The sequence below is a fragment of the Pseudomonas sp. S2_C03 genome, from assembly GCF_054668405.1.
In genome coordinates, this window is record NZ_CP162766.1 from 3061510 (window position 1) to 3077811 (window position 16302).

Genomic DNA, 16302 nt, shown 5'->3' on the forward strand with positions numbered 1-16302 from the left:
TCCCCACGCCGAAATCCGGCACGACTGTCGTCACACCCAGTCAAACCATTGGAACAGTCCCAGCAGCAACTGCCCGCACGCCCACCCGACCAGCACCATCGGCAAGACGATCAGTTCACGCCTGATGTCGAACAACCCCACCTTGCGATTGACATACGCCACCAGGAACAACGTCGGCAGCGCATGCAGGGCGACGCCCCAGATCGCGTATTCCACACCGCCAACGGCCAACAACAGCGGCAACAGCACCCACAAAGAGACCGCGCGGATGATGTTGTCCATGGCCTGATACTTGGTCAGCCCAAGCGCCAGCCAGAGCTGGTGCGCCACGGCGAACCGCCAGGTGAAAAACGACAACGAAAGAATCGCCAGCATATGGCCAGCGCCGGCATAACGCTCATCGTACAGAAAGTGGATCAGCAGCGGGCTGAGAACCCACGCCAAGCCACAGAGAAACAGCGAGATCAGGTCGAACATCAATTTGAAACGGTCATACAACAGGTGCAGTCGCGCCGTGTCATTGACCCGAGCGGCCTCGCTGAATGCCGGTAGCGCCACGGCTCCGAGCAACCTTTGCATGCCCATTTGCAGGGCGCCCAGAAACAGCACGGCAATGGAATAGACGCCCAGCTCGCCGGCCGACATGCTGCCGCCGAACCAGATCCGGTCGCCATTCATGGCCAGTACGCCAACGGCGGAAGACAACAGCATCCAGCGACCGAAGCCCACCACTTCCTCGAGCGCACGACGCTCCCAGTGCAGGCGGTTGGGCGGCCCCGAAAACCATACGTGCCCCAGCAGCGTCATGACCAGGGCGGACACCAGGCCAGCCCCCACCAGCGACCAGATCGAGCGGGTGAAATAACCGATGACCAACATCGTCAACAGGCCGGCAATCTGCGAAGCAAACTCGGCGAGTACGACTTTTTTCTGCTGGAAGTCGCGCACCGCCACGTCGACCTTGGTCGACTGGAAGCCATAGATGATCGCGGACAAACCCGTCAGCGCCAGCACCAGAGGCAACTCGGGCGCGGCGTAGGTGGAATGTTCCGACCACATATGGATGTACTGGGCGAACCAGGCAACGCCGGCGATCAGCAGGGTAAAGGCAAAAAGGATGAAGCCGCGGATGATCTGTGCGGTCCACACGGTATTGAGGAATGCCGGATCGTTGCCACGCGGGCTCTGGATGATGTTCTGGCGAAAGCCGACATCGGACAGCAGGTGCAGCACCACCGACACGGTGGTGGCGATGACCATGATGCCGAACATTTCCGGCATCAGCAGGCGCGCCATGATCAGGTTGCCACCCAGGCGAATGCCTTGGGATGCCACCAGCGCCCCCAGATTCCACGCCCCGGCGAATATCGCTCGCCTGCGCAGGCTCAACGGTGGCGATACATCAGCTGGTGGCATCACTACAACCCCGGAATCAATGACACGAAAAGGTACTATAGTCGCCGTCAGCCATACCACTGGAATCTGGCAGGCGCACCGGTTTACACCACGGAAGAGGCTGTTTTGGCCAGACGTTGCCCGCAGGATCGCTTCCCGACCGCCTTGACCAATGCCGCTTCAAACAGCTTCGCCGAGTGCTCCCAGGAGCTCGATGCCACGGTTTGATGGGCCGCCTCGGACACCGCGCGCCATTGCGAATCGTCCAGGGTCAGCAGGTGTTCGGCACCCGCCGTCAGCGCCTCGGTGTCATCAATGTCGGCCAGCACGCCGTTCTTGAAACAGGTGATGGCTTCCAGCGGCCAACCCGTGCGGGTCGACACCACGGGCGTGCGACAGGCCATGGCTTCCATCGCCGTCAGGTTGAAGCCTTCACTGCGGCTGGAGGCGAGCCAGACATCGCACTGGGTGTAGAGGTCGCGGATATGTTCCTGATCGGGCGCCAAGTGAAACTCGACACTCGCCGGCAGTTCGAACGCCCCCGTGGGCGCAAAGCTGCCGAAGGAAATGACGCGCAGGTCCGGGATTTTCTTCTGGAGCGCGCTAATCACGTCGATCGTCACGTCGAGCCCCTTCAACGGGGTTTCGTGGTACAGGAAGCCAAGGGTCGGTCGCTGCTGACGGCCCCGCGGTGCCGCGAAGAACTGCTGGTGATCGACGCTGTTGGGCACCAGGTCGACATCCGCGTCACCGTACTCCACGCGCATCAGATCGGCCAGCCACCGGGAAATGGTGATTTTGTGCAGTGGCAACGTGTTATAGGTCGCGATGACCCGGTCGGTCGGGCAGAACGGAAAAATCTCGTGGCCCTGCACGAAATACACCTTTTCGCCCTTGGCCGGGCTGAGGTCGTTCACCCACTCGGCGGTTTCCCACCAGGTGGCGATGACCACATCGGCATCCGGGACATCCGACTCCACGATGGGTCGGTACTTTTCGATCACCCGGTGATCGAGGTCCATCTCGTCCAGATAGGAAGGAATGACCGGCGTGACCAACCAGCCCTTGCCTGTCACGAAGCTCTTGATCTTTCTGCGCAGCGGAATCGCGGGATAAGGCAGGGAGACGAGTGTCACGTCGTGCCCGGCGTCGGCCAATGCCTGCGCGTAGATGGTCACCACGCGAATACCGCCGGACATGCTGGCCACACTCAGAACAAAAGTCACTTTCAACAGGCTATCTCCATTCCCCCTCCGGAAAACCGGAGGCTGGCTACCAAATTCCGATGCACATCCAGCCAGGTGAGCCGTGATCGAGCCACCCTGACGAGCACCAGCCAGAAAATCCAATCAAGCGCTAACTTATACTATTAATGTGCTCCGCCAGTCTTAGTGTCAGTTGTAACAGCGGCATGGTCGGATTGCTCGCACCGCCGGTCGCAAAAACGCTGCTGCCGGCGATATGGAGATTCTCGACGCCGAACACTTTGCAGTTCTCGTCGACCACGCCGAATTCCGGCGCCGTGGCCATCCGTGTGGTCCCCATGTGATGCGCATGGGGGTTGAGCTTCAATGGCACGGTTTCGTCATAGACGCACTGCTCCAGCTTGACCAGGCCCAGGCCGGTATCGGCGAAACACTTGGCCATTTCCAGGCCAATGGACTTCACGGTGTCACGGTCTGCAGGGCCCAGTTCCCAATGCACGGTCGCCTTGCGCATGCCCAAGGCATCCCGCTCGGGCACCAGCGAGACGCGGCTGTTGAGGTTGGGAAACTGTTCGATCAGCGTGCCAATGACGCCGTCGCCCGGGCAATCGAACTTGGTGATGAATTCGATTTTCTGCTCTACACCGACATCGCAGATCAGGTTCTCGAAGAAGCTCTTGATGGCCGCCATTCTCCCGTAGGTTTTGACTTCGGAGACCAGCGAGATCGCCACGTTGCCCTTGCCGGCCTTGTGCTGCGAGACGAAGGTATCGGTGGTGAAGTACTCCCGGGAATCCTTGCCCTGCCCGTCCTTGAGAATGAAGGTGCCGAGCTCGACGTTCAGGTGTTCCATGAAACATTTGCCGACCAGGCCGCCCTCGCTGACGATTCCGCCCACGGCCAGGGACTCGCTGTTGAGCAGTTGCCGGGCATTCTCGATCGCGCCGGTGGCCAGGATGAATTGCCTGGCCTTGACCCGTTCACGATGCTGCTCGTAGTCCGCGACAACGATCGTCTCGATCCGCCCGGTGTTGCTGTTGAATTCGAGATCAACGCAGTTGCAGTTGATGAAGACATCAAGCCCTTCGGTGTCATTGAGCTCCTTGGCGTACTTCTTGGCAAAACGCGTCGGCGGGCTGAGCAGGAATCGATCCGCTACAAAGTCGGCGCCGTCCAGGGACGGGTTGATCGCCTTGAAGCTGGCATTGGGCACCAGGTCGACAATCGCCATTGCCTGCGCCAGGTGGCGCTCCATTTCGGAAAATGCGATCGGCCAACCGGGCAGGCGCACCGGCGGGCCGGTATTGAAGTCGGACGCCTCGAAGGGACGGCAGCGCCCCGACCAATGATTGGACGTCCCCCCCAGATAACGCAGGCGGGTTTCCTCTGCATAGACCTCAAGTCCAGTGGAGGGACACTGGTAAAGGCTCTGCGAGTTTTGTGAATACTCGTGCCCGCCGCCCTCGAGCAGTAACACCTGTCGGCCATTGACCGCCAGCTGCAAGGCCAGGGTTATGCCCGCCGGCCCCGCACCGATGATGCAGATGTCGTAGAAGTCGCGCAGCTCTTTTTGCGTTTGATAGTCTTTGATCATGTTTGCGCTGGCTGAAAGTGCTGGGCAGGCAGCACCCATCCATTGATAACGATGTACCCGGACTTGACTGCGGAAGGCCGGGCGACGATTTCGGAACATCCAAAGGCCAACACTCCCAGGCTCAACAGCGCAAACACCTGGAGGAAGTCCCTGCGATCCATCGCAGAAGTACTCAAATCAAGTTCATTCATGATTCAAAGCTCCCCGACATCAAGATCAAAACCAATCAGCAATCCCCAACACCATTTGCCCGCAAACAACCCCCACCAACACCATGGGCAGGACGATCAGCTCACGCCTGAGATCGAACAAGCCCACCTTGCGATTCACGTAGACCACCAGGAACACCGTCGGCAAGGCGTGCAGAGCGACCCCCCAGATGGCCAGATGCACGCCGCCAATGGACAACAGCAGCGGTAGCAACACCCACAACGACACCGCGCGGATGATGTTGTCCATGGCCTGGTATTTGGTCAGCCCCAGCGCCAGCCAGACCTGATGCGCCACCGCAAAGCGCCAGGTGAAAAACGACAGCGAAAGCACCGACAGCATGTGGCCGGCTTCGGCATAGCGCTCATCGTACAAAATGCTGATGAGCAACGGGCTGATGACCCAGAACAACCCGCAGATGAACAACGAAACCAGATCGAATATCAATTTGAAGCGATCATACAAAAGGTGCAACCGTGCCGTGTCGTTGACCCGGGAGGCCTCGCTGAATGCCGGTAGCGCCACCGCTCCGAGCAACCGCGCCATGCCCAGTTGCAACGCCCCCAGTATCAGCACGGCAATTGAAAAGACCCCCAGTTCATTGGCCGACATGCTGCCACCGAACCAGATCCGGTCGCCGTTCATGGCCAGCACGCCAACCGCCGAGGACAACAGCATCCAGCGGCCGAACACCACGACTTCGGCAAGCGCCTCACGATCCCAGTGTAGACGGTTGGGCTTGCCCGGAAACCAGAAGTGCCCCAGCAGCGTCATGGCCAGGGCGGCGACCAGGCCAGAACCTACCAGCGCCCAGATCGACCGGGTGAAATAGCCGATGACCAACATGGTCAGCAGGCCCGCCAACTGCGAAATGAACTCGGCGAGCACGACTTTTTTCTGCTGGAAGTCGCGCACGGCGACATCGACCTTGGTCGACTGGAACCCGTAGATGATCGCCGAAAATCCGGTGACGGCCAGTACCAGTGGCAGTTGCGGCGAGGCATAGGTCGACTGGTCCGGCCACAGGTGCAGAAGCTGGGTGAACCAGGAACAGCCGGCAATCAACAGGGTGAAGGCGAAAAGAATGAACCCGCGGATGATCTGCACCGTCCACACGGTATTGAGAAAGGCCGGATCGTCGCCCCGAGGACTCTGGATGATGTTCTGCCGAAAGCCGACATCGGACAGCAGGTGCAGCACCACGGACACGGTGGTGGCGATGACCATGATGCCGAACATTTCAGGCATCAACAGGCGGGCCATGATCAGGTTGCCGCCCAGGCGGATGGCCTGGGACGTGATCAGCGCCCCCAAATTCCATGCCCCGGCAAAGATGGCTCGCCTGCGAAGGCTCAACGTTGGCGAGATATCAGCTGGTGGCATCAGAACAACCCCGGACTCAACTCCCTAAAAACGTACTATAGTCGCACTTTGCCATTCTACTAGTATCTGTCATTCACCCACCGGTAAGCCTGACTCTCCATGCCTGAGCACTTTCGCGCGTTAGTCGTCATTCTGGTTCTAGCCGGTGTCGTTTTTTACATGGCACGCCGGCCTGCAAGCGACCTGATCCCAGCCAAGGACTTCACCCGTCGACGCAACCTGTGGTTCGTGCTGACCGTCCTGGCATTCGTTTCCCATAGCTTCTGGATCTACGTGGCCGTGACCACGATCCTCCTGACCGTGGCGAGAAAGCGCGAACACAACCCCGTGGCGCTGTTCTTCATCCTGGCGTTCCTGGTGCCGCCCGCTCAGGCGCGAATCCCCGGCTTCGGCCTGATGAACTACTTTTTCGACCTCAACTACGTGCGCCTGCTGTCTCTGTGCGTGCTGCTGCCGGCGTTTTTGGCACTGCGTCGGCAAAGCGACACCCAAGGTTTCGGTCGCACCTGGCCTGACAAATTCCTCGCCGTCTACCTGGTCCTGACCAGCCTGCTTCTGTTGCGCGAAACCACCGTCACCGACACCATGCGCCAGACGCTCTACCAGTTCACCGACGTTTTCCTGCCGTATTACGTGGCCAGCCGTGCCCTGAAGAATATCAATGACTTCAAGGACGCCCTGCTCGGTTTTGTCCTCGCCGCGATGGTCATGTCGCTGATCGGCTTTTTCGAGTTTGCCCGTGGTTGGTTGCTCTACAGCGCATTGATCGGCGCCATGGGCATGCAATGGGAAATGTCCAGCTACTTGAGTCGCGGCGGCCTGCTGCGCGCCAGCGTCACCACCGGCCAGGCCATCGCGCTGGGACTGGTGATCAGCGCGGCGCTCGGTTTCTACCTGTATTTGCAACAAAGCGTGCGCAGCAAGCTGCAACGGCGCCTGGGCGCCCTGTTGCTCGCCGGCGGACTGTTCGCGCCGCTGTCCCGGGGCCCGTGGATGGGGGCGTTGGCCATGTTCCTGGTGTACATCGCCACCGGCGAGAAAGTGATCAAGCGCATGATGCTGCTGGGATGCGCCGGGGTACTCTCCCTGCCCGCACTGACCCTCGTGCCGGGTGGGCAGAAGGTCCTCGACCTGCTGCCCTTCATCGGCACGGTGGAGGTGGAGAACATCACTTACCGTGAACGCCTGATCGACAACTCCCTCCTGGTGATCCAGCGCAACCCGCTGCTGGGCACCTTCGATTACCGCAAGGCCCCAGAGATGCAGGTCATGATCCAGGGCGAGGGCATCATTGATATCGTCAACACTTACATCGGCGTCGCACTGTCCTATGGACTGGTCGGATTGACCGTGTTCGTCGCCTTTTTTGCCACCGTACTGTTTGGCATCCGCAAGTCCATGCGTTCGTTCCCCGACAAGGATGATGAAGGGCGCAGGCTCGGCCGGGCGCTGTTCGCGACACTGGCCGGCATCATGGTGACCATTTTCACCGTCAGCAGCATCACGATCATTCCAGTGGTGTACTGGTCGGTGGCCGGGCTGGGCGTTGCCTACGTCCGAATGGTGCGCAATCTCAAGCAAACCGCGCCCGCCGTCACGGCCAGTGCCCACCTCCAACTCCGGTAACCCCATGGCTCACATTGCTCGCCGCATCCGCTTGCTGCTTCCGGTTGTCTTGTCTGTCGTTTTCCTGCCACTGAGCGCTGGGGCGTCGGACTGGGTGGCCAATGTCGATGAAAAAAGTGGCTTGCCCGCGCTGACGCAAGGGGGCAGCCCTGCCCTGGCGTCCTCATTCGTGTTTTTCGAGGCCAATTATGGCTGGACGGGGTTCCCGACCCAATTCACCACCCAGGCGCCCTACAGCTACAGCCTGATCGGGCAGAACCCGACCCTCGACTTTGACCTCAAGGCCAACATCCGCAAGGAAGGCGAGCAGCAACTGAGCTGGGACGTCACCCTTGATGCACACAGCGCAAAGCCGAACGTCATCGGCGGAGGCTTCGTGTTCAACTTCGACCCGGCGCTGTTCCAGGGCGATATGGGTAAGCCGAAGTTGCTCGATGGCAACAAGGGCTGGGCCTGGGGCAATGCCCAGGGCCGACGCATCGAGATGCGCTTTGAGCCGGCGCTGGCGGATGTCTTTGTCGAACCGGGCGATGGGTCTGAAGTGAGGGCGTTTTTCTACAAAAACTCCATCAAGCCCGGCCAGCAGCATTTCAAGGCGACCTTGAGCATCTCAGGCGACGTGGCCCTTGCTCCGACCACGAGCGAGCGATTCGGCCTGGTCGATCCGAAAACCTGGCCAACCGACAAGATCGACTGGCAAACCTCACCGGTCGACCTGTCATTCCTCAATGCCAACGAAAAACCCGCCGGCAAGCGCGGCTTCGTCAAGGCTTCTGGCGAGCAACTGATGTTCGCCGACAACACCCCGGCGCGCTTCTGGGGCACCAACATGTCAGCCTATTCGCTGTTCGACACCGCCGAAGAAGACATCAAGCGCCAGGCCAGGCGTCTGTCGGCACTGGGCATCAACCTCGTGCGCCTGCACCACCATGACTCCCCCTGGGTCAGCCCGAACGTCTTCGGCAAGGCGCCCAACGCGGACACCCAACAACCCAGTCCGGCGTCGCTGAAACAGCTCGACCTGTGGATCAAGTACCTGAAAGACGAAGGTATTTATGTGTGGCTCGACATGCACGTCGAACGGGCCTTCACTGCCAGGGACAATATCTACGGTTTCGAAGAGCTGCCAAAGGATGAGCACGGCAACGCGGGACTCAAGGGTTACAACTACGTCAACATCACCATTCAACAGGCGATGAAGCGCTTTACCGCCGCTTACATGAACCACGTCAACAGTTACACAGGCCTCGCCTACAAGGACGATCCGGCGATCGCCGCCGTGCTGATCACCAACGAGAACGACATCACCAACCACTTCGGCAATATCCTGCTGGGCGACAAGGATGTGCCCAAGCACAGCAAGGTCTACATGGCCGAGGCCGAGGCGTTTGCCAGGCAGCACAACCTGTCCTCGAGCCAGACCTGGCGCGCCTGGGAGTACGGCGCCTCGAAGATGTTCCTCAATGACCTGGAACGTCGTTTCAACGTCGACATGATCCAGCACCTGCGCGACCTGGGCGTGAAAGTGCCCATCGCCACAACCAATAGCTGGGGTGGCGACGGTCTCGTGGCGCTGCCGGCCCTGACTTCCGGCGATGTCATCGATGCCCACAGCTACGGCGGCCTCGGCCAGTTGGAGAAAAACCCGCTGACCAGCCCCGGCATCGTCAACTGGATTGGCGCCGCCCAGGTCAGCGGCAAACCGCTGACCGTCACTGAGTGGAACAGCGAACCTTTCCCCACGCCCGACCGCCACGCCGTGCCGCTCTATCTGGCGGGCACCGCCAGTTACCAGGGTTGGGACGCGATGATGCAGTATGCCTATAGCCAGGAGGGCCTCTCTGGAACGTGGAGGACGGTCGGCAACTGGAACCTCTATAACGACCCGGCATTGCTGTCCACCTTTCCCGCCGCCGCCCTGCTTTACCGGCGCGGCGATGTTGCCGAGGCGAAGACCACGTATGCTTTCGCGCCGACGCCGGACACGCTGTTCGGCCAGGCCATTACACCGAGCAACTCGGCACTGCTGCGCACCGCCATGGAGAAAGGCAAGTTGCAGATCGTCATGCCACAAACACCGGCTCTGCCCTGGCTGACAACCGGTTCGACGGCGAACAACGCCAAGGTGTTTGCCGATCCCAACCAGTCGCTGCTGGACGCCAATGCCAGCGAATCCACCTCCGACACCGGCGAACTGAAGCGCAACTGGAAACGCGGTGTGTACACGATCAATACGCCGCGCACCCAGGCCGCTTCCGGCTGGATTGGCGGCGAGTCGATCAACCTCGACAACATCCAGGTCAATGCCAAAACCGCCAACGCCAGCGTGGTGGTGCAGAGCCTGAACGACACGCCCCTGGGCCAGTCCGCAGATTTGATGATTTCCCTGGGCGCACGCGCCATTGCGAACGAGGAAGAGCGACCGCCCTACTTCGTCGAACCACTGGCCGGCACGTTGACCATTGAGGCACCGCCAGGGCTGACCCTGTTCACCCAAGGCGTACTGGCGCAGTTGAAGAAGCTGCCCGCCACCTACGCCGATGGGCGCTACACGCTCAAGCTCGAAGGGTTGCAAACCGCCAACTGGTTGTTTTTAAGGAAAAGTGCCACGCGTTGATGGCACAATCCGCGTTTACACAGCAACACTCGTCCAGGAGGACAGAATGAATTTTCTGGTGGTTGGCGGCGCCGGCTACATTGGCTCGCACATGGTCAAACAGCTGCAACGCGCCGGGCACGAGCTGGTGGTTGCCGACAACTTTTCCACGGGCTACCGCAGTGCGCTGATGGGCGCGAAACTCGTGGAACTGGATATCGCTGACGCAAAGGCTCTCGACCACCTGTTCGCATCGCAGCGCTTTGATGCGGTGTTTCACTTCGCCTCTTTCATCCAGGTGGGTGAATCCGTCAGCGAACCGGCCAAGTATTATGAAAACAACCTGGCCGCCACCCTGACTCTGCTGCAAGCCATGGTCCGCGCCAACGTCAGGCACTTCATCTTTTCCTCGACTGCCGCCGTCTACGGCGACCCGATGTATGTTCCCATGGACGAAGAGCATCCGAAGGCGGCGATCAACCCTTATGGCCGCAGTAAATGGATGGTCGAGCAGATGCTCGAGGATTTCGATCGCGCCTACGGGCTCAAGTCGGTTTGCCTGCGCTATTTCAACGCCGCCGGCGCGGACCCCGAAGGTCAGTTGGGCGAACGCCATGAGCCGGAAACCCATTTGCTGCCGTTGATCCTGCAGGCGGCGTCCGGACGGCGCACCGCCATCACGGTGTACGGTCGTGACTACGACACACCTGACGGCACCTGCATCCGCGATTATGTTCATGTCAGTGACCTGGTCGCCGCGCATGCCCTGGCCGTGGATTACCTTCGGGCGGGCGGTGCGAGCACGGCCTTCAACCTCGGCAATGGCCTGGGGTTTTCGGTGCAGCAAGTGATAGACACCGCACGCCGGGTCACCGGGCAGCAGATCTGTGTGAGTGAAGCGCCACGCCGTGCCGGTGATCCGCCACGCCTGGTCGCCGACCCGAAAAAGGCCAATGAAATACTCGGCTGGCAACCGCAGTTCGCATCACTTGAACAGATCGTTACGCACGCCTGGGCGTGGGAGCAGAAGCACCCCTGGCAGTGATCATCGGCGCCCTCGCGTAACGCGCGGCGCCGATAAGCATCACTTCAGTAGTAAGTGCGGTTTTGCGGCTCGGCCTTGTTCAGCACCGTACCGATGAGATTGGCGCCGTCCAGGTGATGGAGGCTTTCCTCGATTTCCTTGTTACTGTTGACGCCGTTGGCCACCACCAACAGCACACAGTCGAATTTCGGGAGGACGGTGATCACGTCATCCGAACTCAGGACCGGCGGCAAGTCGAAAATCACGATACGCGAGTCGTAACGTTCGCGCAGATCGACGATCAGATTGCTCACCTCGGGCGACGACAGCACCTCGGTGGACAAGGGAATTGGCTCTCGCGTGGGCAAGACCACAAAACGCGGCAACGTCGGATTGACCAGCACATCATGCAGTTCAGCCTGGTTGCTCAGCAGCTCATTGAGCGACTTCTCCATCGACAACCCCAGGCAGGAACCCACCTTGGGACGACGCAGGTCGAAGTCCACCAGCAACGCAGTCTTGGTAGTGTGATGGGCGATACTCATGGCCAGGTTGATCGCCAGTACCGTCTTGCCGGCCTCCGGCGTCGGCGAGGTGATGGCCAGGGTGCGCCAGCCATTTTCATCCATGGCTTTAAGGACCTGCGTACGCAGCAGGTCGAACGCGCCACCCATGTTCGAGTTCTTGTTGTAAGCAACAATGCGGTTGCGCTCCAGATGGTCGTACCGCAGAGGCACCACCCTGGTCTGTACATAACTGAGCGCATTGAGCCCCGAACCGGTCGGTGTCATGGCCTTTGACGAGGCGGGTTGCTCGGCCTTGTCGGCATCGGGCTTGAGAATGTCCATCGCTGTCTTTCCTTATGCAAACCGGCCCAGAGCTTTGATCATCAAAAGATCCAGGGGCATGTAGAGGAAGTGCACGAGCACCAGGAAGATCGTGAAAATCACGAGCCCTATGATGACCAGACGCACTCGCCATTGCTTGCGGCGTGCCAATTCCGCTCGGGTGTGAATATAGGGAATGGAAACCAGTACCCGCTTGCCCAGTACGCTGGCCAGCGCTTCGGCGCCACGCACACGCGGGTTGATCAGCTCCAGCAGCATGACCAGGGCTCCCGCGCCCACCGGGGCGAGCACCAGGCCCATGGCAACCACTTTCTTGCGGTTGGGCTTGATTGGCCGCTCCGGCATCAGCGGCGACTCCAGCAGTACGAACCGCTCGGCCTTGTTTTCCTGCTCGAGGCTCTCGGAAATTTTCGCACTCATTTCCTTGGTGCGAATTTCCTCGTATTTCTTGCGCGCATTTTCGTGGTCGCGCATCAACGTGACAAGGCCACGCTCGACTTGCGGCGTTTCCAGGATCTGCGCCTCGTAGGTGGAAATCTTCTTGAGGATTTGCTGCTTCTGGTCGGCCAGTGACTGGATGCGCGCCTCGGAAGCGGAAATACGCGCCTGGGCCTTGGCCACATCCATGCTGGCTGGAAGCGCTTTACCCGAAGAGCCCTGGGCCTCAAGGGCAGCGATCTTGCGTTTGACCGCGCGCACATCAGGATGAGCCTCGGTGTACAGCGACATCAACCGCGCGTACTCCGCCTTCAGACTGCCCAGATCCTGCGGTTGGGCCGCGGCGGCACCACCCACGCCAGGCGCGGACGCCAGACCGGAATTGGCCGCAGACAGCTCCAGCTCGTTGAAGCGCATTTCTTCCCGGGCGGACTTGTAGTCGCGATCGACCTCCTTGAGCTCGGTCTCGGCACGCGTCAGCATGTTCATGCGCAGTTCCTGGTGCTCGGGCAGCGCATTGCTGTGCGCCTGCTTGAAGTCCGCCAGGCGATTTTCCAGGGTTTCGAGTTCGACCCGCAGCTTGTCGGCTTCCTGGGTCAGGAACTCGGTGGTTTCACTGGCCCGCTCGGTGCGCTGCTTGATGTTTTCGTCCAGGAACAACGTAACCAGCTCATTGGCCACCTTGTTGGCGATGTCCGGTTGACGGTGTTCAAAGCCCAGACGAAATGCAATCGTCACCTCTCCCCGGCCTTTGACATCCGCGCTGACCAGCGAAACGGTGATCGAGTTACGCATTTCCTCGATCTTTTCGCTCAGGGTCAGTTGTCGGCTTTGCGAGGTGAACAAGTTGTATTTATTGATGATCCCTTCCAGGTGCTCACGGGTCATCACGCGCTGGCGAATCACCTCGATGCGCTCATCGGCAAAGGTATTGTTGTTGGGCCCCACCAGGTCCGGCGAAATCTGTTGCGACTCGACCAGAATGGTGCCGGACGACTCATAGGTCGGCGGCAAGGAAAGCGCAACGGCCAGGCACACGCCGAGAATGGCCGTGACGCTCAGGATGATCAGCAGCGCATGATGCTTGACGATAGCAAGGTAGTCGTTGACCGACATTTCGTATTCAGTGGCCATATTTCTCACACTACAGAATTTCAGAAACCGGGGTAGCTATAAGTCAGCGTCAACCCGACGACGTTTGCAGTAGCATCCGGCAAACCATCTTGCTGGCGTTGTTTGTATGTGTAGGATAGGCGCGCGAACCAAAAAGGCGAGATCTCCTGACTGAACCAGGCGCTGTAGTTGCGCAATGTGTTGGGCGTCTGGCCCTTGGAGTCCTGCCAGGAGGCCGCAATGCCGGCACGGCGGGTTTCATCGAGGGCGTAGCTCCAGACACCACTGATGCTGTCGACCTCGACAAAACCGCCGTCGCCGCTGGCCACGGAGTTACGACTGGCTTCGATCCCGGCATCCGCGCGGTCACCGCTGTAATCCAGTGACATCCCCCCTTGGGCACTCGGGCCGCTGTTGGCGTTGGATTCCTCGTTGACACCCAGGTACACCGTGCCCCGGAGTTTCTCGGAAAACTGGTAATTCACGCCGACATCGGGGGTGTAGCTGTTCGAAGACTCCACTAATGGCACCTGGGAGTCAGGCTTGTAGTGCTTGAACCCCAGTCGGGTGAACAGCTCCATACGTTCGCTCCATGCGTAGGTATAGCCCAAGCGGTTCGACAGCTCGTCGTAGTTGGTCAGCGTATTGATATCGTAGGTGACGTGCCGGTACTCGATATCGTTGTTCAGGGTGCTGCGCTCGCTCAAGGCCATGCGCCAGGTACCCTCCAGCGACGACATTTTCTGAGTGCCGTCAGGCACGACAACACCGGTTTCCTGAACCGTCGAGGACAAGGTGGAGCTTTCCTCATACCGCGCCGTGAGGCCAAAGGCACCGGTTTCGGTTTCCCGCAGCCAGCCCAGCTTGAGTCTTGGATCTTCACGGTCGGTCACGATCGCCGTGTCCGACGAGCGCACGACATACAGGCCCAACCCAAACTGGAACTCGTCCTGGTCGGCAGTCCCCACGAGTCTCGCATCCGGAGCGACGATGTAGCGTGTCACGCCTTTCTCGCCGCTGGTCGCCAACGTCGGATTACTGTCGTACTCGACAGTCGATGGCACCGTGATTGCCGATTGCCAGGTAGCAGCGTAGACCATGCCGGAGCACGGCAGGACAAACATCGCCGTCGCAATTCCGGTTCTTCGCAGCGTCATCAAGGTCACTCCAGATGCGTTGCGCAAGGTTAAGGCACGACCAGCGTATCGCCGGCCTGGAGCTGGATATTGGTGGACATGTCACGCCCGGACATCAGGTCGCCATAACGCACGGGCAGGATCTGTTGCGTGCCGCCCTTGCTGCGCACCACCTTGATCTCATCCTTGTCGGCAAACTTGTCGAGGCCGCCCGAGAGGCTCAATGCTTGCAGCACCGTGAGGGCGCGGGACATCGGCACGGTGCCCGGTTTGAGCACCTTGCCCTGCACGTAGACGAGATTGCCCTCGGTACCCGTGATGACAACGCTTACCTGCGGATCAGGTATGAACTTCTCGAGCCTGGCTGCCAACTTTTCCTCGACGGCGGTGGAGTCCAGCCCCTGTACGTCGATCTTGCCCGCCAGCGGGAAGGTAATGCTGCCGTCGGGGAGCACACTCACCTCCTCCTTGAGCTTGTCTTCGCCCCAGACGGAGATCGCAATCCTGTCACCCGGATTCAAGTAGTAGGGGGAATTACTTTCAGCGGCGCCGGAAACGCTGGGCAGAACAGCCAGCGCAAAAAAGACAGGTAGCAAGAAACGTGACATCGGGGTCCCTCCGCTAGATAGCCATGCAAGAAGCTTTGCATAAAACGGGAAGCGATTCACGCTCGCCCATGCTCACATCGAGATATCGCTCACAAGAAGATTTTTTGCGCCTTGAAGCCGCCAATGGTCGGCGTAACGGCGTAAAAATCTTCTGGTTGGCAGGCTTCTGCGAAGGAAGTTTCTTATTTAACAACAATGTGCAGTCAAACATATTACCCCCGATGCATACCCGCCAAATTAATAGCACTCTATTTACAAGAGCCTGTCATTCAGCAACTACATCGCCAAACACACGCGTGAAACGCATCAACTAAGGTGCCGCCATAGGCGCATCAAATTGATATCAACCAAGTTGTTTCTTCTCAATATTGACCATCAACCATCGCTACACCTTGCGGCGATTGGCGACCATCACGAAACCGAACAGCGCCGATGAAAACAGCCACGCCGCAGCCGGCAACGAGACGGCAATTGGTTGATTGGTAAAGACTTCAGCCCCTGCACTCAACACCTTAGTCTGAGTCTCGGAATTTGCCAGAAAATTACTCTTGGCAAGTTGCGCCATTAATCCGTCGCAGGCAGAAGTATTGACGGAGGCGCCCACTTTGGCAGCGGAATTCACGAGTAAATTGAACTGCTGTTTGGTGTTGTTGGCCGAATGGGTTTCGAGGGTTGCTGCGGGTGTTCCGGAACCGCCGCCGACATTCAAGGATGTGCCAATCTGTTCTTCAGCGGCTGTGCCCTGTTGAGGCGCAAATGCCTCGCAAGAGCCTTGTATGCGACTAATTTCATAGGCCAAATGACTCGCTTGCGCGCTGGTGATAGCTGCACCATTAAAGAGCACCGACAACAAAACGCATTTAAAGACGAGTGATTTGCGCATAAACCGCCTCCCTGCCCAGCGGATGTTTCTGTTGCCGGACGAAGGAATCGTGACCGGTTTTTCAGCAGACTATAAGCACATAGCCATTACGTCAATGGCCCGTCACCTGAACGGTAAAAAATAAAAATCAAGGTCAAATGACGTCAAAATATCGACTTTAAAGGGTGTTTCGCGATACCTGCGCTATGCCTATGAATTGATTCACAAGTACGTTTTTTCGCACGGCCTGAACGACGTGCAGCC

General features: G+C 59.2%; 13 protein-coding genes. 3 read left to right on the forward strand and 10 right to left on the reverse strand.

The window, feature by feature from the left end; translation table 11 throughout:
- Positions 1 to 30: 30 nt before the first annotated feature.
- The 5 genes from AB4N64_RS13950 to AB4N64_RS13970 form a co-directional block, all read right to left on the reverse strand.
- On the reverse strand, positions 31 to 1416 hold the full coding sequence (locus AB4N64_RS13950) for an oligosaccharide flippase family protein (RefSeq protein WP_460126388.1): 1386 nt from the start codon (positions 1414 to 1416) through the stop codon (positions 31 to 33).
- Between the two features lie 83 nt (positions 1417 to 1499).
- Positions 1500 to 2621, reverse strand: a complete 1122-nt coding sequence (locus tag AB4N64_RS13955) for a glycosyltransferase family 4 protein (RefSeq protein WP_460126746.1) — start codon at positions 2619 to 2621, stop codon at positions 1500 to 1502.
- Between the two features lie 130 nt (positions 2622 to 2751).
- The gene (locus AB4N64_RS13960) at positions 2752 to 4194 is read right to left on the reverse strand and encodes an FAD-dependent oxidoreductase (RefSeq protein ID WP_460126389.1); all 1443 of its coding nucleotides are present in this window, start codon (positions 4192 to 4194) and stop codon (positions 2752 to 2754) included.
- Positions 4191 to 4385: a hypothetical protein gene (locus AB4N64_RS13965; RefSeq protein WP_460126391.1), complete on the reverse strand. Its 195-nt coding sequence runs from the start codon at positions 4383 to 4385 to the stop codon at positions 4191 to 4193. The genes AB4N64_RS13960 and AB4N64_RS13965 overlap by 4 nt, the downstream gene beginning before the upstream one ends.
- A gap of 25 nt (positions 4386 to 4410) precedes the next feature.
- The gene (locus tag AB4N64_RS13970) at positions 4411 to 5787 is read right to left on the reverse strand and encodes an oligosaccharide flippase family protein (RefSeq protein ID WP_460126392.1); all 1377 of its coding nucleotides are present in this window, start codon (positions 5785 to 5787) and stop codon (positions 4411 to 4413) included.
- A 99-nt stretch (positions 5788 to 5886) separates the two neighbouring features.
- On the opposite strand from AB4N64_RS13970, the gene AB4N64_RS13975 reads away from it, so the two are divergent.
- Genes AB4N64_RS13975 through galE form a run of 3 tightly spaced genes read left to right on the forward strand, consistent with a single transcriptional unit; the run spans position 5887 to position 11054 of the window.
- Positions 5887 to 7413 carry an O-antigen ligase family protein gene (locus AB4N64_RS13975; protein WP_460126393.1) on the forward strand — a complete coding sequence of 509 codons (1527 nt, stop codon included), beginning with the start codon at positions 5887 to 5889 and terminating at the stop codon, positions 7411 to 7413.
- A 4-nt stretch (positions 7414 to 7417) separates the two neighbouring features.
- The gene (locus AB4N64_RS13980) at positions 7418 to 10030 is read left to right on the forward strand and encodes a cellulase family glycosylhydrolase (protein ID WP_460126395.1); all 2613 of its coding nucleotides are present in this window, start codon (positions 7418 to 7420) and stop codon (positions 10028 to 10030) included.
- A gap of 46 nt (positions 10031 to 10076) precedes the next feature.
- Complete coding sequence (gene galE / locus AB4N64_RS13985) at positions 10077 to 11054, forward strand: UDP-glucose 4-epimerase GalE (RefSeq protein ID WP_460126396.1); 978 nt, start codon at positions 10077 to 10079, stop codon at positions 11052 to 11054.
- A 44-nt stretch (positions 11055 to 11098) separates the two neighbouring features.
- Here galE and AB4N64_RS13990 read toward each other — a convergent pair whose 3' ends face one another.
- The 5 genes from AB4N64_RS13990 to AB4N64_RS14010 form a co-directional block, all read right to left on the reverse strand.
- The gene (locus AB4N64_RS13990) at positions 11099 to 11824 is read right to left on the reverse strand and encodes a CpsD/CapB family tyrosine-protein kinase (RefSeq protein WP_460126748.1); all 726 of its coding nucleotides are present in this window, start codon (positions 11822 to 11824) and stop codon (positions 11099 to 11101) included.
- Positions 11825 to 11893: 69 nt separating this feature from the next.
- Entirely contained in the window at positions 11894 to 13453 is a 1560-nt protein-coding gene (locus AB4N64_RS13995) for a GumC family protein (protein WP_460126398.1), read from the reverse strand.
- A 20-nt stretch (positions 13454 to 13473) separates the two neighbouring features.
- The gene (locus AB4N64_RS14000; RefSeq protein WP_460126400.1) at positions 13474 to 14592 is read right to left on the reverse strand and encodes a hypothetical protein; all 1119 of its coding nucleotides are present in this window, start codon (positions 14590 to 14592) and stop codon (positions 13474 to 13476) included.
- A 26-nt stretch (positions 14593 to 14618) separates the two neighbouring features.
- Positions 14619 to 15176, reverse strand: coding sequence for a polysaccharide biosynthesis/export family protein (locus AB4N64_RS14005; protein ID WP_460126402.1), 558 nt, complete (start codon positions 15174 to 15176; stop codon positions 14619 to 14621).
- 385 nt (positions 15177 to 15561) lie between these two features.
- Positions 15562 to 16059 (reverse strand): hypothetical protein, encoded by a 498-nt coding sequence (locus AB4N64_RS14010; protein WP_460126403.1) that lies wholly within the window; start codon positions 16057 to 16059, stop codon positions 15562 to 15564.
- Between the last annotated feature and the right edge of the window lie 243 nt (positions 16060 to 16302).